Below are 18591 nucleotides of genomic sequence, written 5' to 3' on the forward strand. Positions count from 1 at the left end.
ATTATCCGAAACTTGAGGCGAGCGAACCCATCAGCAGTGCCCACCCGTCGACGAGGACGAACAGCAGCAGCTTGAAGGGTAGCGAAACGATCATCGGGCTCATCATCATCATACCAAGGCTCATCAGCACGCTGGAGACGACGAGGTCGATGACGAGAAACGGCAGGAACAGCATGAACCCGATCTGGAATGCGGTCTTGAGTTCGCTGGTCACGAAGGCAGGCAGCAGGATCGAGAAGGGCACGTCCTGCGGGCTGGCGAACTGGCCGGCATCGGCGATATCGGCAAACATCTGCAGATCGTATTCGCGCGTCTGGCGGATCATGAAGGCGTGAAACTGGTCGCCTGCCCGCTCGATCGCGACCTCTGCGCCGATTTCACCCGCCGAATAGGGGGCGATGGCGTTCTGGTTCACGTTTTCCAGAGTCGGCGCCATGATGAACATGGACAGGAACAGGCTGATACCGATCAACACCTGATTGGGCGGCGACTGCTGCAGACCAAGTGCCTGACGCAGGATCGCCAGCACCACGATGATGCGCGTGAAACTCGTCATCATCAAAAGAAGCGCAGGCAGGATGGTCAACAGGCCCATCACCAGCAGCAGCTGGAGCGACAGGCTCAGCGGTTCGCCGCCAGCACCTGCCATCTGGCCGAAGGCGCGGTCGAGTGCGCCCGAAACCGCGGTGTCCGAGGTCTGCGCATGCACCAACGCCGGATAGGCGAGAGCAGTCAGAAAGGCTGTCAGCCTGGCGAAACGGGCGATCACTGAACGGTTTCCTCTGCCTGCGGGCGCGCCGGCGCTTCGGCCAGGCGGGTGAGGCCGTTGCGCGACGTGGACACGAGGATCTCGCGACCATGGAATTCGATCACGGCCAGACGAAGGGTGGGCGAAAGCATGGTGGTTTCCACGATGCGAACCGCCTTGCTGCCGCCAGCGGGGGCACCGAACTGGCCCTGCATCTTCTTGGCAAGCTTGAGGCTGCCCCAGATCATTGCGCCAATCAGCGGCAGCAGGATCAGGAGCTTGAGGACGTACCAGAACATCAGGCGTGCTCGCCTGCGCCGGTCGGCGTGACCGTCAGCGGCGGAGTGCGGCGGTCGATCGCGGGTTCGCTGGAACTGGCACCGACGATTTCGAGGACACGGATGGCAAAGCGACTCCCCTGGGCGACGACTTCGCCGCGCGCAATCAGCTTGCCGTTGACGAACATGTCGAGCGGTTCGTCGGTCAGGCGGTCTAGTTCGATGACGCTGGATTCGCCCAGAGCCAGCACGTCGCGCAGGCGCATGGATTTGCGGCCGAGTTCAACGGTGAGGCGGACGTCGATGTCCTGAATGAGGCCGAAGCCGTCTGCGTGCGAAACCATGGGTTCTACTCCGAGAGGAATGTTTGGGTAAGTTCGAGGGCGACACGGTCGTCGAGTTCGCCGACACAGCCATGCGCGATGGTGAGATTCCCGGTCATCAGCGGGACGTTGCGGTTGACCGCGACCGGGATGACCGAGCCGGGTTCAAGGCTGGCGAGCCGCGCGATCGACATCGGAACGTCGACCAGTACGGCGCGCAGCGGAAGATCGACTTCGGCAATGGCCGACCCGTTTAGACCGCGTGCACCGATCGTCCGGCCGGTAGCCGGCGAGACGGCGCGCGTGCCGACGATTTCGGCGATCGTCGAATTGCACGCCGCAAGCCGGACCTTCCACGGTCGCGCGCTTTTGGCAGACGTGATGGTGAGCGTTACCGTCCAGACGCGATCGCCCGATGCATAGGGTGCAACCTGTTCGACTTCTTCGCCATTCGCGCTTGCCGCGATGCCGCGCCGATCGCTGGCTGCCTGAATGACTTCGGCCATGCGGTCTTCGAACTGCTGTGCGAAACGGTTGGCAGAGGCGGGCAGGACGGTGCATTTTTCGTCCACTTCGCCCGTGCCGCCGAGGATCCGTTCGAACTGGCCAACCAGTTCGCCGATCCGGACCGAAATCAGGATTCCGCGGCTTTCCTGCCCGATCGAATAGAAGCTGTGGCGATGAGCCGCCCCGACCTTTGCAAACCATTCGCCCACCGGCAGCAGTTCGGCGTCCGCAATGTCCACGGCAAGCCCGCGATCATCGCACAGTTGGGACAGCTGATGCTGCGACTGCTGGGCGATGCCGCGCGCAAACCGCGCGAACTCGATATCGAGTTCGGGCGGAGTTGCCGCGCGGCTGAGCAGCTCGTCGCAGTGACATGCTGCCCGGGCCACAGCCTCGGGGATACCGGTTGTGATCATTGGACGATGAAAGACCGGAAATAGACGCTGTCGACGCCGCCGAAGCCTTCGCGTTCTTCAAGCGTTTCGTTGATCGCCTTGGTCAGACGCTTCTGCAGTTCTTCCTTGCCGCGGATGCTGGCGAGATCTTCTTCGCTGGTTGCGGCAAGCTCGGCCAGAATGCGCGACCGCAGAGCGGTTTCATGCTCGTTCAGCCACATCATCACGCGCCCATCGTAATGGGTCGATGCAGCGAGGCTGACCTGGATCAGCGCAGTTCCATTCGCCAAGTTGGACGTGAACTCGTCGGAAAAATTGTAATAGGCCGTGCGATATTTACCCCCGCCGCCGCCGTGGATGGCGGGCGCCGCTTCCTTCTCGCCGCCTTCTGCGACGAAGGGATAGGGATCTTCTTCGCCCTTGAGCACCAGCTTGGGATTGCGATCTTCTTCCTTCGCCCCGTGCGCACCGAGCATGCCGCTGGCGAATGCGGCATAGGTACCGCCGCCGCCTGCACCCAGCAGAACCAGCGAGAAAAGCACCAGCTTGAGCTTGCCGCCCTTTTTCTTTTTCACGGTTTCTTCGGAAGTTTTATCGTTCGACATTGGGTAATCCTGTTGAATGGAATGCTGACAGATCAGGCGTAGAGAGCGTCGTCGCCGGAGTTTCTGGCAGGCGTCTGGGTGCCCGGCCGTGCACGTTCATCGTGGCGGCCACGCTGGTCGAATTGCTGCGAACGGCCATTGTCCCCCGCATTGCCCTGACCGGATGCCGCGCTGGAATTGCCGTTGCCGCCATGACGGTCGGCAGCAGCGTGATTGTTCTGGTTCTGCGCGGATTGGGAATGACCGCCCATATCCTGCTGGCGGGGCATTCCGCGATCGCTGGCCATCGCCGCCGCCAGCGCGCGCTGGCTTTCCTGATTTTCGGCTGCGATCTCGACGTTCATCTTGCCGGCGGACTGATCGAAGGTCACGGTCAGAGCGCCGAATTCCTTATGGGCCACGGCGATGGCAGCAGGTTTGGACAGATCCATCTGCCGGGCTGCGGTGAGATGTTCGACGACGCGTTCGACCTGAGCGAACTGGTCGGTGGTCACCGTACGCGGCGTTACAGTGCCAGCCCGGGCGGCAACCATCGTATCTTCGAAACGGGCCGAGACGAGCTGCGGCGATACCTTGGCGAGATCGGCCGTGCTGGTTTGGCTGGCGGGAGCCTGCCTGTCGCTGGCGGGACGGTCACCATCCTGCTTTTGGTCGCCGCTGGCGGGATCGAGGGTAGGCTGGACGGCGGGCTGGCTGGTCATGGCAGAAGCCGTTGCGGCTTTCGCATCGACCGGCGTGGCCTGTGCCGTGCCAGCCGCGACGGCCTGGGAAAGGCGGTCGTTCGTGGCAGGAGCAGGCGAAGCGGACTGCGCCTTGCCCTCGGGCGCCGTGACGAACAGATCGGCCGCCTTGGCATCTACAGGCTTGTCGGCCGCGGCGATACGCACGACGAAGGATGTTGGCTCGGAACTTTCGGAAGGCGGTGCCTCGGCACCGGTAGCGACGAGTTCGGCAGCGATGGCCTGGGGCGCGATGCCCGAAGTGTTATTGATCGGTTTGCCTGCCGCGAGCGACGCGTCGGACGAGCCTGCGACAACCGGAGCCTGGGCCGGCGGAGGCACGAGAGACATGAGGGGCGAAGCCACCAGGGCCAGTTCGACATCGGCATCGGCAACCGGATCGACCGGCAAAAGCGGCAAGATATTGCCGGTCGGCAATTCACCGTCCTGCCGCTCGTCGGTGCCGCTCTCTGCCGTACCGAGTCCGGCCGGCAGGACCGGCAAGACCGATGCGAGCTGGTTCAGCAGGTCGGCGAAGCCGTCCACGCCCTGCGAAGCACCGTTTTTACGCCCGCTTTCGCCATCCAGACCGGCGGCGACGGATTGGGTGTCGGGCGTTTTCGAAAGGGCAAACGAGATGTTCATGGCAAGTCCGTGTTAGGTTCACGGACAGTCTATCAAGAAGCGTGCCAAACTCTCGCTCCACTACCCCTTTTCCAGGCTGGCAACGATCTGGCGCACCAGATCCCGCCTGCTTTCCTTGGCCTTGCGCAGACGCATGTCGGACTGGGCGAGCACTTCGCGCTTGGCCTGCGACTGAAGTTCGGCTTCTTCCGCCTGTTTTTCACTCAGTTCGGTAAGGCGCTGCAACTGGTCGCCCATGGCCTTGCCGCTGCGCAGATCGGCGCCGACGATGTCGCCTTCGCGCTGGGCATAGTGCGCGGCGAGACTGCGGGTGCGTTCTGCCACGCCGAACAGGCGCGCGCGGGTGGCCTCCGCTTCGCTGGCGGCCGCGACAGACTGCATGCGCTCCACCGACCGGATGCGCTGGATGAGCTCGGCGCGCCTCAGCTTCCGGCGTTCAGGCGTCACGGCTGACGAGCTGCGTCAATTGTTCGGATGCGGCGGCGATATCCACGCATTCGCCATGGCCCTGAGACAGGAACCGGCTCATGTGTGGATGAAGGGCGATGGCTTCGTCGAGCAGGGGATCGGACCCTTGCCGATATGCCCCCATCATCACGAGATCGCGATTGGCCTCATACGTCGCACTGAGCGCGCGGAACCGCCGCGCATTCACGGCATGTTCGGGCGCAACGATATCGTTCATCACGCGGCTGAGCGAGGCGCCGACATCGACTGCCGGATACTGGCCGCGCTGGGCGATTTCCCGCGAAAGCACGATGTGACCATCGAGGATCGCACGGGCGGTATCAACGACCGGATCGTTCTGGTCGTCGCCATCGGCGAGCACGGTGTAGATGCCGGTGATGGCCCCGCCGGATTCTTCCGAATTGCCGGCGCGTTCGATGAGTTTGGTAATGGCGGACAGGGCCGAGGGCGGATACCCGCGCGCCGCGCCCGGCTCGCCCAGCAGGATACCGATCTCGCGCGCCGCATGCGCAACACGGGTCAGACTGTCGAGGATCAGGAGAACGCGCTTGCCTTGCGAGCGCAGATGTTCGGCGATGGATGTCGCGAGCATGGCGCCGCGCAGTCGCAAATTGGCCGCGTGATCCGCTGGAACCGCGACGATAGCGGTTTTCGCCGCGCGTTCGCCGGCCATGTGCCGGGTCACGAAATCGGAGACTTCGCGCGCCCGTTCGCCGATCAGCCCGACGACGACGGCATCGGCCTGCGCATTGTCGACGATCATGTCCATCAGTACCGATTTGCCGACGCCGGATCCGGCCATGATACCGATGCGCTGGCCCACGCCGAAGGTGGTCAGCGCGTTCAAAGAGCGGATGCCGCTGTCGAACACCTGGGTCACGCGCGACCGGTCGAGCGCACCGACACGGTAACCGCCCGCCGGCCAGCTGGTGGTGGCCATGACCGGGCCGCCGCCATCGATCGGTTCGCCCGATCCGTCGACCGCACGGCCGAGAAATTCCTGCCCGACGCTGAGCATGCCCGGTCGCCCTTCGGGACGTACGATCGCACCGGGACGCAGCAGAACCGTATCGCCGAGCATCATCATCATGGTGTGCCCGTTGCGAAAGCCGATGGTTTCCGCGCGATGTTCGGAAGATTCACCCTGCGCGATCGCGCAGATCGTACCGATGGGTACGCCAAGGCCGGAGACCTCGATCAGGCCGCCATCGCAGGCGACCACCCGCCCGAACCGGCGCGGGGCCAGATCGAGCGAGGCCGAGGCGACGGCCGAGAATGTGCGATCGATCAGCGCGTGCATGAATCGAAGATTTCGGCGAGCGCGCGGCGCCATTGCTGCGGCCCGTCCTCGACCCCGCCATCGTCGGTCTCGACGCGCAATCCGCCCCGCTCGACGCTGCCGTCGGCAACCAGTTCCAGGCTCGCCGGGACACTGGCTTTGACGAGTTCGAGATCTTCGGGATGGATATGGACGATCCGCTGGTCGTGCTTGCGCTGAAGCATGGCGGCAGCCGCTTCGACCCGGCGGGCCAGCCCTTCGCTGTCGAGGGCGAGCGGCAGGACCGCTTCCTCGCACAGCGCGTGGACAGTCGCGAGCATACGGTCGCGTAGCTGACGCTCGCTTTCCGCATCGAAGCGGGCGAAGGCGAGTTCGATGGCCGATCGCGCCGCCCGTTCGGCGGTCAGCTGGGCATCGAAATCGGCCCGGGCGGACAGCTGGCCATCTTCATAGCCAGCGCGATAGGCCTTTTCGGCCACGTCTTCGGTCTCGACCGGTTCTTCGGGAACCTGCGGCTTCGCATAGCGTCCGTCGCGGGCGAAACTGCCCGGCCGGCCGAGGGCGGCGTAGGCGATCCTAGACATAGTCTTCGTCGCCTTCGCCCATGATGAGTTCGCCGTCGGCGATCAGGCGCTTGGCGATGGTGACGATGTCCTTCTGCGCGGCTTCGACCTCGGTTTTCTTGACCCGGCCACGCGCTTCGATTTCGTCGCGCAAACCGTCTGCCGCACGCGAGGACATGGCGCCGAAGAACTGTTCGCGCTGTTCCTCTTCCAGACCCTTGAGTGCGAGAATAAGCGTATCGCTTTCGATTTCGCGCAGCAGCACGCCGGTCATCTTCGTATCGAGCACGAACAGGTGCTCGAACTTGAACATTTCGTTCTCGAGTTCCTTGGCGAGCTGCTTGTCGATCTTGCCGATCTTCGGCATGACGTTCTTCTCGATGCTGCGATGCGAACGGTTGATGATGTCCGCCGCGTGACGAATACCGCCCATGCTAAGCGGGATCGTACCATGCAGCTTTTCGATCTTGGCATTGAGCGTGTGTTCGAGAATTTCGATCGCCTGGCGCGACACCGGGCCGAGACGCGCGACGCGGTGCAGCACCGGCGTGTGCAGATCTTCGGGCAGCGCAGCCAGGGCGGCAGCGGCCACGTCGGTATCGAGCTGCAGCAGCAAGACGGCAATCGCCTGCGGGTGTTCGTCGGCGAGGATTTCACCGATGATCTTGGGATCAAGCCAGCGCAGGAGGCCGAGGGCAGGCAAGCCTTCCTCTTCCGCTTCCGGAGCCACCTGGCGCATGAGATTGTCGGTCTTCACTTCGCCGACGGCGCCGTTCAGCAACCGGCGGACATTGTCCACCCGGCCATGTCCGGAAATGCCGCTATGCTCGGTCGAGCGCGAAAAGCCGGCGATGGCGTCGGAGATCGCCTGCGGCTCGACTTCGCCTATGCCGCACATCGTGCCCGCAAGCTGACGCAGTTCGTCAGGGGTCAGCTGACTGAGAATTCGCGACGCGTCTTCTTCGGCCAGCAGCATCACCATGATCGCCGCCTTGTCGGTGCCGCCGAGCAAATGCTGTGCAGGAGCCGTCATGCCGATGCTCCCTGGCGTATATCTTCGGCGAGCAGGCGACGTAGTGCCAGAACGGCATCATCGGGATTCTCGCGCGCGATGCGCTGGGCGAGTTCGATCTGCTCGTCGAGAGCTTCCCGGTCGTAGGGCGTAACGACGCCCATGCCGGGACCGCCCAGAGCGGCAACCTCGCCACCGGCGCCCTGCGGGCCGAGCGTGCCGCCATCCTTGGCGTTGCTGCGCAGCGCATTGATCGCAGGCCGCACGGCCAAAAGCAGGACGAGCAGCACGGCGAGAATGGCGACGCCGTTGCGCACGGCCATGCCGAACCAGCTCGTTTCGTAGAAGGGCAGTTCATCCCCTTCCACCTTTTCGAAAGGCCGCATCACCACGGTGACCTGATCGCCGCGATCCTGACGTGCGCCGACGGCTGCCGTCACCAGTTCCTTGACCTTGTTGATGTCCGCCGCGCTAGCCTTGGCTAAGGCAGCCTGATCGATTGCGACGGCGACCGAGAGATATTTGATCGAACCGGGCGAGAGATTGGAAACCGAGACCTCGCGGCCCATTTCATAGACCCGGGTCGCACTGCTTTCGCCCACGCCGCCAGCAGCCTGGGCGCCCTGTGTATCTTGGGGCGCGCCTTGCCGTGCTTCCCCTTCAGCAGGAGGCGTATTCGCCAGCACACCGGGAATTCCGCCGGCAGGTGCGTTGCCGCTCTGCGACTGCTGCGTGGTTTCGCGACGGACGGTACCATCCTTGTCGTAGCTTTCGCGCGCGGAGGTGACCTCGTTCATGTCCAGCTCTACCTGAACCTGCGAGGTAAAGGCATCGCTGCCGAACATCGGTGCAAGCAGGTGATCCACCTGCGCATTAAGCTTTGCTTCCATCTGCGCCTGCAGATCGAGCCGGCCGCTGTTCGGATCGCGAGCCTGAGTCAGCAATTTGCCGTGCTGGTCCACGACCTTGACCGCATCGATCCCGAGGCCGGGTACGGATGCTGCCACGAGATTGGTGATAGCCGTGACCTGCCCATCGGTGAGCTGGCGACCGCGCGCCAGACGGACCATCACCGATGCGGAAGGTGCGACATCTTCGCGCACAAACACCGAACGTTCGGCCTTGGCGATATGGACGCGGACCGCTTCGACGCCGTCGATTTCCGCGATGGTCATGGTCAGTTCGCGTTCCTGCGCCGCGCGCAGACGATCGCCTTCCAGCGTACGACTGGCCCCCATCGGGAGGCTTTCGATAAGGTCGGTACCGCTTTGTGGGGATGCGAGCGATCCGTCGGACGCCACCAGCATCCGCGCGCGATAGACGTCGTCTTCGCCGACCGTCAGCGCACCGGTGCCATTGTCGATCGTATAATCGATCCCGGCCTTGTCGAGCGTCTCTACCACGCTGGCGCGTTCGGAATCGGCAAGGGAGGAATACAAGACGCGCTGCGGCGCGGGCGACAATGTCGCCCACGTCAGTGCCAGCAGACCCAGACCGGCCATCCCGCCGAACCAGGGCAGCGCCCGCTTCACGGCAGGCTGCGCGGTGAAGGCGCGAAGGCGGTCGCCAAACGAGCCACCCCCGGCTGTGAGCGGAGTCAGCATGCCGGAGCCTTGGCTCTCGGCAGGTACCAGACCGTTCATGGATTAGATTCCCATCCGCATGGTTTCCTGGTACGCGGCAAGCAGCTTGTTGCGGACCTGGAGAGTTGCTTCGAAGGCGACCCCGGCTTCCTGCCGGGCCAGCATCACCTTGGCGATATCGGTTTCCTCGCCGCGTTCATATGCGGCGGTCATGCGGCCGGATTCTGCCTGGACAGAATTGACGTTATCCAGCGCTGTGCGGAGTGAATCGCCAAAACTGGGCGCCCCGCCCGTCGCTTCGGCCGGTCCGGCAGACTTGGGCTGATGAACGTCCTGCAGGACTTTGGAGCGATCGATGATCTGCTGACGCAGTGCAATAATCTGCTCCAGCGATCCGCCACCGCCAATGCCTCCTACGGGGTTCATCGACCTGCTCCCACGGCAATACCGGCATCACGGAAGGACGCGAGGCGATAGCGCAGCGTGCGTTCGCTTATGCCCAGAGCGCGGGCGGCATTGGCGCGGTGACCGCCGACCGATTCCAGCGCTTCCATGATGGCGCGCGCTTCGGAGATCTGGACAATCTTCGACAGTTTTGCCGATGCTTCAGGTTCAGCGGCAACCGGTGCTTCGACCGGCTTTTCGACGGCGCGGGCAGTCATGTCGAAGACGATATGCTCGATACCGATTTCCGCATGGCCCTGCGACAGCAAGAGTGCCCGGCGCATGACGTTTTCGAGTTCGCGGACATTGCCTGGCCATGGATAATTGGCCAGCGCGGCAAGCGCTGCATTGCTGATCCAGGGCATGCGTTCGCCCTTGCCGACATGGCGCAGCAGCATGGCAAATGCCAGCGGAGCGATATCAGCACGACGTTCGCGAAGCGCCAGCATTTCGATGGGAAACACGTTGAGGCGATAATAAAGGTCGGCACGAAAACGGCCTTCCTGAACTTCATGCGGGAGGTCGCGGTTGGCGCAGGCAATGATGCGCACATCAACCTTGATCGGCCGGGTCGCACCGATCGGGACGACTTCGCCTTCCTGAAGGGCACGCAGCAGCTTCGCCTGAAGCGACAACGGCATTTCGGCGATTTCATCGAGCAGCAGGGTGCCGCCGTCGGCAGCGCGGAAAAAGCCTTCGCCCGCGGCATTGGCGCCTGTGAACGAGCCCTTTTCATGGCCGAACAGCATCGCTTCCAGCATGGTTTCGGGAATGGCGGCGCAGTTGACAGCGATGAAGGGCTTGGCGGCGCGCGTGCTACGGCGATGGATGAAATTCGACAGCACTTCCTTGCCCGTACCCGTGGGCCCGTTGATCAGCACCGGGATGTTCGTGCGTGCGAGACGATCCGCCAGTGCGATGATGGAAAGCGATGCGGGATCCGCAGCAACAGGACCTTCACCGGCATATGTCATTGCCACCAGAGCGGCGATGCTACTTTCGGCGATGGGATCGCTGTAGGTGATCGTACCACCGGCGCCCGACAGTTCGAACCCCGATGCGTCCCCACGCGCCAAACGGATGGTCCGTCCACCGCAGTCCGACGAACGATCGCCCTGATCGGCCAACGTCACAGGTCGATCCATGAACAAGGACGAGGCAATTCCCGCCATCCGTGCATCGATCGTCCCATGTATTTTCGAAAAATTTTGGGTTTTCGTAATCCCGTCCATCAGTGCCCCCACTTGGCAAGTCTTAGCGACGAAGGGGGATTTGCGGCCTGGACGTCCAACTTTTGGATAATTTTAGGCCTAGTGAAAACACGTATTATGGTTAACGTTCGTTAAGACCTTGAAAAATTTGACCCTTAAGCCGGTTGAATTCCTGCCGGTCTGGTTCTCGGCTGCCGCATCCTGATGGGGGGCAGTGATCGTAGACAAAGTGATCGTAGACCAAAGGGAATTTAGCCATGAACGTGATCAACACCAATATCGGCGCGATGAAAGCCGCAAACTCCGCGAACGCTGCCGGCAAAGCTCTGGGCACCGCGATGGAACGCCTTTCGACCGGGAAGCGCATCAACTCCGCCAAAGACGACGCGGCCGGGCTCGCCATTGCCACATCGATGACCTCGCAAGTGCGCGGCATGAACCAAGGTATCCGCAACGCAAACGATGGCATTTCGATGGCGCAAACTGCCGAAGGTGCTCTGGGTGAAGTAAGCAACATGCTTCAACGCGTCCGTGAGCTGGCGGTTCAGGCTGCTTCGGAAACCTATTCGTCGGATGACCGGGACAATCTCCAAAGCGAAATTGACGCTCTCCAGACGCAGATGACGAACGTCTTGACCAATTCCGAATTTAACGGCGTTAAGCTGTTTGACGGTTCGGCCGGCACCGCTGGAGCAGTAAAGATCCAGACCGGTGCCAACAGCACTGATACGGTCACTCTGACCTTTTCTGACTTGAGCGCCGTTTCGGGTGCGACTTATAGCGTAGCAGGCGCTGACGGTACGGCCGCAACCACTACCATGGGTACTGTCGACACGCAGCTCGATGCGATAAACACCGCACGGGCGGGTTTGGGTGCGTCCCAGAACCAGCTCGAATCCGCGATCAACACCATGGTAGCTGGCTCGACCAACCTCTCCGACGCTCGTTCGCGCATCGAAGACACCGATTATTCGGCTGAAACGACCGCGCTCGCCAAGTCGCAGATCCTGAGCCAGGCTTCGAGCGCCATGCTCGCACAGGCCAACCAGAGCCAGCAGAACGTCCTCTCGTTGCTCCGCTAACCTCCTGAACCCAAGCAACGAGAAGCAAGGCCCGTCGCTCGCAAGAGCGGCGGGCCTTACGCTTTTCCGCCGGGCCAGAGAATGACTACGCGTTAACGCTGATCCCGCCGGAAAGCGAAAATTCGCTCCGCCAAGTCAATAGGGAGTGAGGGAGTTAACTATGATCTCGGCAGCATACGAAACGCTTTCGCCGCATATGAACTGCATGCGTGCCGAAGCGCGGACCAATCTGTTCGTCATGGCCAAGTTGGCGGCGGGCGGCAGCGTATGCACGGTGAAGGTTCGCAATATCTCATCCGGCGGCGCCCTGGTGGAAGGCGCGGCCCTGCCCCCTCCAGGAACGCCATGCCGGCTCATCCGTGGAGATATCTCGCTCGAAGCGCAGATCGTCTGGCTGCAGGCCAGCAGGGTTGGACTGCAGTTCCACGGCCGGGCAAAAGTCGCCGATTGGCTGCCCTCCGGCCAGAACACCCAGACCGACGTAGACCGCGCCGTGGCGCAGACCAAAGCCGAACTGACCCACGCCCCGATTGCCAGATCAGCCACGCCCCTCATCTCGACCGCGCTGACCGCAGCCGATGTCGCAAAGGTCGCGGACACCCTCGAAATACTGGGCGATGAACTGGCCGACGACCCGGCGGTAGTGGCGGGTTACATGGCGAAGCTTCAGGCGTTCGATATTTCGGTCCAGACGCTGCGGAAACTGGCAGCCATGCTCGAGCGTTCAACTGCGAGCTAATACAGCGAATTTCAGGTTTGCGCCGATCCTTCGCCGCGCTTATCTAAAGCGCAACTACCGGGAGGATCGAGTTCGGCGAAGCCGGACCACGCGACATGTTCAGGACCAGCCCCAACCTAACCCGAGCGGCTTTGTGGCCGTTTACGACCGCCCCAATGGCAGGGCGCTGAACACCTTGCACGATCATCCGAAAACAAGGCAGGTCGAACAGGGCGGATTTCTGCTGTTCCTCGCTCTCGTATCGCTGGCGCTGCTGGCGATCGTGCTGCCTTTTCTCCAGCCGATGTTGTGGGCAGCGCTCGCCGCGATCCTCTTCCAGCCGCTTTACCGCTGGTTTCTGGCAAAGCGCCCGCTGAAAACGACGCAGGCGGCGCTCGCCAGCATGCTCGTCATTCTATTTGCAGTGGTGATGCCGGCGCTGTGGATCGGCAGCGCGGTGATCGACGAGGCAGCGGGGCTGTTCCTTGCCTTCCAGGATGGCCAGATCGATGTAGCGATGTATTTCGAGCGCGTGTTTGCGGCCTTGCCTGCCAACATTCAATCTTCGCTCGATAGCGCAGGGTTCGGCGATCTGGGCGATATACAGGAACGCGCGCAGACCTTCATCCAGGCCTCTCTGGGTATTATCGCCGCACAAGCGTTGGCGATAGGCGGTAGTGTCGTCGGCTTTGTGTTGAGCTTCGGAATTGCCCTTTACGTCGGTTTCTTCCTGTTACGCGACGGGCGCACGATCGGGGAGGCAATCCTTGCCTCGCTGCCGATGGACAGGATCATTGCCGACAGATTGGCGCTGCGTTTCCTGACGATCGTTCGCGCCACCATCAAGGGGTCGGTAGTCGTCGGACTGGTGCAGGGTGCGCTTGGGGCCATTACCTTCTGGATAGTGGGCATTCCATCGGTCCTGCTGCTGGGAGTGATCATGGCGATCGCTTCGCTGCTGCCGGCCGTCGGACCGGCCATCGTCTGGGCGCCGGCAGCGATCTATCTGCTGGCGACGGGAGCGGTATGGCAGGGCGTGGTAGTTATCATCTCAGGCGTGGCGATCATCGGCATGGCCGACAACGTATTGCGTCCGATACTGGTGGGCCGCGACACGGGTATCCCCGACTGGCTGGTGCTGGTGACTACGCTTGGCGGGATCGCATCGATGGGCTTGTCGGGCATCGTCGTTGGCCCGCTGGTGTGCGGATTGTTCCTCGCCGCTTGGGGCATTTTCGCAGAGCAGCGTGAAGGCGGTAATTCGCCCGCGGCCACGAACCAGCCGGATCAGGCCGCGCGGATATCCTGAGTACCGCCAGCGCCGCCATCCTTCGCGTTTAATCCATCGAAGATCGCACCGACGATCAGCGCCAGCTTTTCCTCGCTCAGCCGTTCGTCGATCATCGCGATCATGTAGGGCTGAAGATAGCAGTTCACCATCTGGTTGATGAGCGACAAGGCGGAGTCGACCTCGAGACCCTGCAAATACCCTTCGGCCTGTGCCTCCGCAATCAGCTCGCACAGATAGTGATCGGCGAGATCGATATAGCTGCGCGCATATTCGAAATATCGTTCACCCATTTCGACATAGAGATTGAAGGTCGCCGGATCGTCGCGATAATTCTGTCGCAGCAGGAGGAATCGGCGCGCGATAAATTCATACATCTTGCGCCGCGGCGGCAGACCCGAAGCCATGACTTCGTCCATGACGGCAAGTTTGGGGGCGAACCATTCGCCGGTCACCGCTTCCAGCAGATCGCCTTCTTCGGGAAATACGGCATCGAGCCGGGCGCGTGCGACACCCAGTTCGGCGGCCAGCTTGGTACGGGTTACTTCCTCGCCGCGGCGCTCCATCAGACGCATGGCCTCGCGCGCAAAGCGGCTCCGCAGTTCCTGGATGTCGTCGTCACTCACGGCAAGGCGCTCCCGTCTCGTCCTGCCAGTTCAATTAGGATGGGAGGCGCGGCGGTTAAACCCCTTCCCGCGAACGCGACGATCTTTTTCTCGGAGGGAGCGGGAAGAACGCCGACGTACGGGCCTTGTATTCGTCATAACCCGGGCGCGAGGCTTTCATGCCGCGTTCGAGGAGTGGAGCGCCGGACCATTTCGTCAGCGTGAATGTAAGGAACAGGGGGCCGACCACGGTGACAGCGGCCACCCACCACCCTGCACTGGCAGCTGCAATCCAGATGCCCCACCAGACACAGGCATCACCAAAATAATTGGGATGGCGGGTGTATCGCCAAAGCCCGCGATCCATGACCTTGCCCTTGTTCTCGGGGTCAGCCTTGAAGCGCGCGAGTTGCCAATCGCCAAGCCATTCGAACGCTATGCCGATCGCCCACAGGCCAAGTCCGAAAAGCGCGAGGCCACTGATCGGCGTCAAGCTGCTGGCTTCCAGGATCCCATATTGCGCGGGGCTCGAAACAAGAAACAGCAGGACCGACTGGCTCAGGAATATCTTTGTCAGCGCGGCTGAGGCGAAGCGGCCCTTCTCCCGATCTTTCCTGAGTATGCGCGCATAGCGTTTATCCTCGCCTTCACGCCGCCAGCGGATAAGCAGATGGATGCATAGCCGCATTCCCCAGATTACCGTCATCGCCATCAGCAAGCTGGCGAGAGGGCCCGGGTCGAACAGCCGTAACCAGCTGACCGCAGCCATCACAGCCATCCCACCACCCCAATAAGCATCGACGAAGCTGACATCGTCGATCTGTACCGCGACCACCCATAGGATCATGGCCAGTCCGAGCAATATGGCCGCATTGGCCAGCAGCGCTTCAGCTATCACCCTTCATCTCCTCCAGCGTCTGCGCACTCTTTTCAAGAGCGACGAAGCGGTCACAATCGGGACGTTTCTCGCGGTAGAATGCAGCAAGATGCGCAAGATCGGCCCGATAGTCGCCGGTTGGCATCATGGCTTCTCCCATACCTCCGCGCATCGTCTTATTGTTAACCCATGCAGGGACGATGGGTACACCCGCCGCCACGGCGATATGGTAGAAGCCCGTTCGCCAGCCACCCTTGAAGGTGCGGGAGCCTTCCGGCGCGATCACAAGCGCCAATTCATCGGAAGCCTCGAAGGCGGCCGCAACCTGGTCGACATATTTTCCGCGCTTCGTCCGGTCGACCGGCACACCGCCCATGTCGAGCATGAAGTTGGTCATCGGCCATTTGAACAGACTGGTCTTGCCCATGAAGCTTGGCTTGATGCCGAGTTGGTTTGCCGCGCCAAGAAAGAAAACGAAGTCCCAATTCGAAGTATGGGGCGCGCCTAGAATTATGAACTTGTCGCAATCGGGCCTGCGGCCTTCGATTTTCCATCCCTTCCAGCGGTAAAGGCCCAGCAGGATGCGCTGTACCATTCGGCTCGACAGCGCTGGCCGACGGTTTGGATCAGTAGGCATGTTCTCTCCCTGAACCCGCCCATAGACCAAGACGCGGCGAAAGCGAGTGCCGAGCTGTCAGGAATCCAGAACAGGTCGAAACGGGAGTTCAGTCGCCGGGGCGGCGCGTCGTGGTGCTGAAAGCCGCCGGCTTCGTGGGAGCCTCCCGGCGGTCGGCCGCATCGATTTCGCTCTCGCCAGAAGCGCCGGTCTCGTCGGCGATTTCGCTGGTCATATCCGCGAAAAGCGCTTCGTAGTGGTTGATGGCCCTGCGGAGTTCTTCAGTCGTTGCGTCGCTCGAACGGGCAGCGATTTCGTGGCCGGCGAAGTAGTGTTTGGCGACCTCACCATGATCGACGGTCAGATCGGCGTGCCGGTTTTCGAAATCGCCCATCGGGTAACCGCGGGCGTTCATAACATCGGTCAGCAATCGATCAGCGCGGCTTACCGCCTCGACGGGACTGTCGACGAACAACGCCTTGGTTTCATTCCAGTCGTTCGCATAGCCGTCACGCTCGGAAGCAGTGAGCGGGCGTATCTGGAGTTTCGCTACCCGTTCCCTGCGTTCGATCAGATCGTCTTCGGCAGCGCTCCGCTTTCCTCGCGCCTCTACCGTACGATCATATTCCTCGCCGAAGGCATCACGCAGCGCCTGCGTGCGACGCTGACGCATGAAGAGCCAGACGAGCAACAGGATGACAACTGCTGCAGCAATAACGACGGCAAGGGTAATTTCCTGGCCCGACATGGATATCTCTCCTAGATACCCGCCCAATCCCCGTGAGTACTAACCGCAATGCGCGTGAGGGCCATGCGGTTCCGCGGCGCTACATTCGGAAGACCCCGAATTGCGGGCGTTCGGGGATTGGCGCTTCGAGTGCTGCGGCAAAAGCGAGGCCAAGCACGTCGCGCGTCTGCACCGGATCGATGACGCCGTCATCCCAGAGCCGTGCGGTGGCATAATAGGGATTGCCTTCGTCTTCGTACTTTTGCCGGATCGGGGCCTTGAATTCTTCCGCCTGTTCCGCCGTCCAGCTGTCGGCATCGCGGTGCACCGTGGCCAGAACCGATGCCGCCTGTTCGCCCCCCATCACGCTGATCCGCGCGTTGGGCCAGGTAAAGAGGAAGCGCGGGGAGTAGGCGCGCCCGCACATGCCATAGTTGCCGGCGCCGAAGCTGCCGCCAATGACCACGGTCACCTTTGGCACAGTTGCGGTTGCGACTGCAGTTACCAGCTTCGCGCCATGCTTGGCGATGCCTTCGGCCTCGTATTTGCCGCCAACCATGAAACCGGAGATGTTCTGCAGGAACAGGAGCGGGATGCGTCGCTGGCAGGCAAGTTCGATGAAATGCGCGCCCTTCTGCGCGCTTTCGGAGAATAGCACGCCGTTGTTCGCCAGGATGGCTACCGGCATGCCCCAGATGTGGGCGAAGCCGCAGACCAGTGTGCTGCCATAGTGCTGCTTGAATTCGTGGAATTCGCTGCCGTCGACCAGCCGCGCAATGACTTCGTGAACGTCGTAAGGCGCGCGCACATCTTCCGGGACCAGCGCATAAAGATCCTCGGCGTCGAATTTCGGTGCGCGGGGCTCTTTCAGCTCGACATCCTTTGCATGAGCGTAGTTGTCGCCGAGGTGGCTCACGATATCGCGCACGATCGTGAGCGCGTGTTCGTCATTCTCCGCCAGATGATCGACCACGCCGGATTTCTTCGCGTGCAGGTCGCCGCCGCCGAGATCCTCGGCGCTGATTTCCTCGCCCGTGGCCGCCTTCACCAGCGGTGGCCCGGCGAGGAAGATCGTGCCCTGATTGCGCACGATTACCGTCTCGTCGGACATGGCGGGCACATAGGCTCCACCGGCAGTGCACGATCCCATGACGCAGGCAATCTGCGGAATGCCGAGCGCCGACATGTTCGCCTGATTGAAGAAGATGCGACCGAAATGGTCGCGGTCGGGAAAGACCTCGGCCTGGTGGGGAAGGTTCGCCCCGCCGCTGTCGACCAGATAGATACAGGGCAGACGGTTTTCCTGCGCGATCTCCTGCGCACGCAAATGCTTCTTCACCGTCATCGGGTAATAGGTACCGCCCTTAACGGTGGCATCGTTGCACACGATCATGACCTGGCGGCCGGAGACACGCCCGATCCCGGCAATCAGGCCCGCACCATTGATCTCGTCCTTGCCATACATGCCATTGGCGGCAAGCTGGCCGATTTCGAGGAAGGAACTGCCGGGATCGAGCAGGCGCTCCACGCGCTCGCGCGGGAGAAGCTTGCCCCGCCCGACATGCCGTTCCCGGCTACCTTCCGAACCGCCCAGCGCAGCGGCGGCAACGCTGGCCCGCAAGTCGGCCGCGAGCGACGCATTGTGTGTAAAACGCGCCTTGGCCTCGGGAGCTTCGCGATCGAGGGTCGATAAAAGAACGGGGGCGGTCATGCGGTTTCCTTCTGGGGCGTTTCGGCCATGCGGGCTAGCGGGCCGATCCACGGCAGGGCAAATTCGCCATATTGCCGAGTCAGTTCTTCGGGTTGCGGGATATCGAGGATCAGTTCGGTGCGCGGCTGCAATTTTCCCGGGACGCTGTTACGGCGAGAATACACGGGTGATCCGCAACGCCCGCAGA

At 62.1% G+C, this 18591-nt stretch carries 22 protein-coding genes; 3 read left to right on the forward strand and 19 right to left on the reverse strand.

Translation table 11 applies throughout. The features are described from left to right. Position 1 precedes the first annotated feature (1 nt). From fliP to AC13F2_RS06640, 13 genes are read right to left on the reverse strand one after another with little or no spacing between them, the layout of a single operon-like run. Positions 2-769, reverse strand: a complete 768-nt coding sequence (gene fliP / locus AC13F2_RS06580) for a flagellar type III secretion system pore protein FliP (protein WP_475210145.1) — start codon at positions 767-769, stop codon at positions 2-4. After that, entirely contained in the window at positions 766-1047 is a 282-nt protein-coding gene (locus AC13F2_RS06585) for a flagellar biosynthetic protein FliO (RefSeq protein WP_103024033.1), read from the reverse strand. The genes fliP and AC13F2_RS06585 overlap by 4 nt, the downstream gene beginning before the upstream one ends. Next, positions 1047-1370, reverse strand: coding sequence for a flagellar motor switch protein FliN (gene fliN, locus AC13F2_RS06590; RefSeq protein ID WP_234003182.1), 324 nt, complete (start codon positions 1368-1370; stop codon positions 1047-1049). The genes AC13F2_RS06585 and fliN overlap by 1 nt, the downstream gene beginning before the upstream one ends. Before the next feature lie 5 nt (positions 1371-1375). Next, positions 1376-2272, reverse strand: a complete 897-nt coding sequence (locus AC13F2_RS06595; RefSeq protein ID WP_103024032.1) for a FliM/FliN family flagellar motor C-terminal domain-containing protein — start codon at positions 2270-2272, stop codon at positions 1376-1378. After that, a complete protein-coding gene (locus AC13F2_RS06600) occupies positions 2269-2856 on the reverse strand; it encodes a flagellar basal body-associated FliL family protein (RefSeq protein WP_221596468.1) in 588 nt (195 codons plus the stop codon). The genes AC13F2_RS06595 and AC13F2_RS06600 overlap by 4 nt, the downstream gene beginning before the upstream one ends. A 32-nt stretch (positions 2857-2888) precedes the next feature. Next, positions 2889-4220, reverse strand: coding sequence for a hypothetical protein (locus AC13F2_RS06605; RefSeq protein WP_482964697.1), 1332 nt, complete (start codon positions 4218-4220; stop codon positions 2889-2891). A 60-nt stretch (positions 4221-4280) separates the two neighbouring features. Continuing rightward, positions 4281-4601, reverse strand: a complete 321-nt coding sequence (locus AC13F2_RS06610) for a hypothetical protein (protein ID WP_146029844.1) — start codon at positions 4599-4601, stop codon at positions 4281-4283. A gap of 55 nt (positions 4602-4656) precedes the next feature. Continuing rightward, a complete protein-coding gene (locus AC13F2_RS06615; RefSeq protein ID WP_482964698.1) occupies positions 4657-5988 on the reverse strand; it encodes a FliI/YscN family ATPase in 1332 nt (443 codons plus the stop codon). Further along, a complete protein-coding gene (locus AC13F2_RS06620) occupies positions 5976-6551 on the reverse strand; it encodes a FliH/SctL family protein (protein WP_103024027.1) in 576 nt (191 codons plus the stop codon). The genes AC13F2_RS06615 and AC13F2_RS06620 overlap by 13 nt, the downstream gene beginning before the upstream one ends. Continuing rightward, positions 6544-7563 (reverse strand): flagellar motor switch protein FliG, encoded by a 1020-nt coding sequence (fliG, locus tag AC13F2_RS06625; protein ID WP_397489352.1) that lies wholly within the window; start codon positions 7561-7563, stop codon positions 6544-6546. Before fliG ends, AC13F2_RS06620 begins: the two co-directional genes overlap by 8 nt. Continuing rightward, positions 7560-9185 carry a flagellar basal-body MS-ring/collar protein FliF gene (gene fliF, locus AC13F2_RS06630; RefSeq protein WP_482964699.1) on the reverse strand — a complete coding sequence of 542 codons (1626 nt, stop codon included), beginning with the start codon at positions 9183-9185 and terminating at the stop codon, positions 7560-7562. Before fliF ends, fliG begins: the two co-directional genes overlap by 4 nt. Positions 9186-9188: 3 nt before the next feature. Next, positions 9189-9551 carry a flagellar hook-basal body complex protein FliE gene (gene fliE / locus AC13F2_RS06635; RefSeq protein ID WP_103024025.1) on the reverse strand — a complete coding sequence of 121 codons (363 nt, stop codon included), beginning with the start codon at positions 9549-9551 and terminating at the stop codon, positions 9189-9191. Beyond that, a complete protein-coding gene (locus tag AC13F2_RS06640) occupies positions 9548-10801 on the reverse strand; it encodes a sigma-54 interaction domain-containing protein (RefSeq protein WP_103024024.1) in 1254 nt (417 codons plus the stop codon). Before AC13F2_RS06640 ends, fliE begins: the two co-directional genes overlap by 4 nt. A 236-nt stretch (positions 10802-11037) precedes the next feature. Between AC13F2_RS06640 and AC13F2_RS06645 the strand changes: the two genes are divergently transcribed. From AC13F2_RS06645 to AC13F2_RS06655, 3 genes are all read left to right on the forward strand, one after another. After that, positions 11038-11862, forward strand: a complete 825-nt coding sequence (locus AC13F2_RS06645; RefSeq protein ID WP_482598877.1) for a flagellin N-terminal helical domain-containing protein — start codon at positions 11038-11040, stop codon at positions 11860-11862. A gap of 160 nt (positions 11863-12022) precedes the next feature. Continuing rightward, the gene (locus AC13F2_RS06650) at positions 12023-12601 is read left to right on the forward strand and encodes a PilZ domain-containing protein (RefSeq protein WP_482964700.1); all 579 of its coding nucleotides are present in this window, start codon (positions 12023-12025) and stop codon (positions 12599-12601) included. A 133-nt stretch (positions 12602-12734) separates the two neighbouring features. After that, a complete protein-coding gene (locus AC13F2_RS06655) occupies positions 12735-13889 on the forward strand; it encodes an AI-2E family transporter (RefSeq protein WP_482964701.1) in 1155 nt (384 codons plus the stop codon). Here AC13F2_RS06655 and AC13F2_RS06660 read toward each other — a convergent pair. The 6 genes from AC13F2_RS06660 to AC13F2_RS06685 all read right to left on the reverse strand — a co-directional run bounded on the left by AC13F2_RS06660 (position 13868) and on the right by AC13F2_RS06685 (position 18568). Continuing rightward, the gene (locus tag AC13F2_RS06660; protein WP_482964702.1) at positions 13868-14494 is read right to left on the reverse strand and encodes a hypothetical protein; all 627 of its coding nucleotides are present in this window, start codon (positions 14492-14494) and stop codon (positions 13868-13870) included. The two genes, AC13F2_RS06655 and AC13F2_RS06660, sit on opposite strands and share 22 nt — an antisense overlap. A gap of 55 nt (positions 14495-14549) precedes the next feature. Next, positions 14550-15371 (reverse strand): DUF1295 domain-containing protein, encoded by an 822-nt coding sequence (locus tag AC13F2_RS06665; protein WP_345725333.1) that lies wholly within the window; start codon positions 15369-15371, stop codon positions 14550-14552. Continuing rightward, positions 15361-15987, reverse strand: a complete 627-nt coding sequence (locus tag AC13F2_RS06670) for a lysophospholipid acyltransferase family protein (RefSeq protein ID WP_375245168.1) — start codon at positions 15985-15987, stop codon at positions 15361-15363. The genes AC13F2_RS06665 and AC13F2_RS06670 overlap by 11 nt, the downstream gene beginning before the upstream one ends. A gap of 88 nt (positions 15988-16075) precedes the next feature. Next, complete coding sequence (locus AC13F2_RS06675) at positions 16076-16714, reverse strand: hypothetical protein (protein ID WP_196847092.1); 639 nt, start codon at positions 16712-16714, stop codon at positions 16076-16078. A gap of 79 nt (positions 16715-16793) precedes the next feature. Then, entirely contained in the window at positions 16794-18404 is a 1611-nt protein-coding gene (locus AC13F2_RS06680) for a carboxyl transferase domain-containing protein (protein ID WP_482964703.1), read from the reverse strand. Next, positions 18401-18568 (reverse strand): hypothetical protein, encoded by a 168-nt coding sequence (locus tag AC13F2_RS06685; RefSeq protein ID WP_482964704.1) that lies wholly within the window; start codon positions 18566-18568, stop codon positions 18401-18403. Before AC13F2_RS06685 ends, AC13F2_RS06680 begins: the two co-directional genes overlap by 4 nt. Positions 18569-18591: the final 23 nt, after the last annotated feature.

Source organism: Qipengyuania sp. L-5Y, assembly GCF_056859455.1.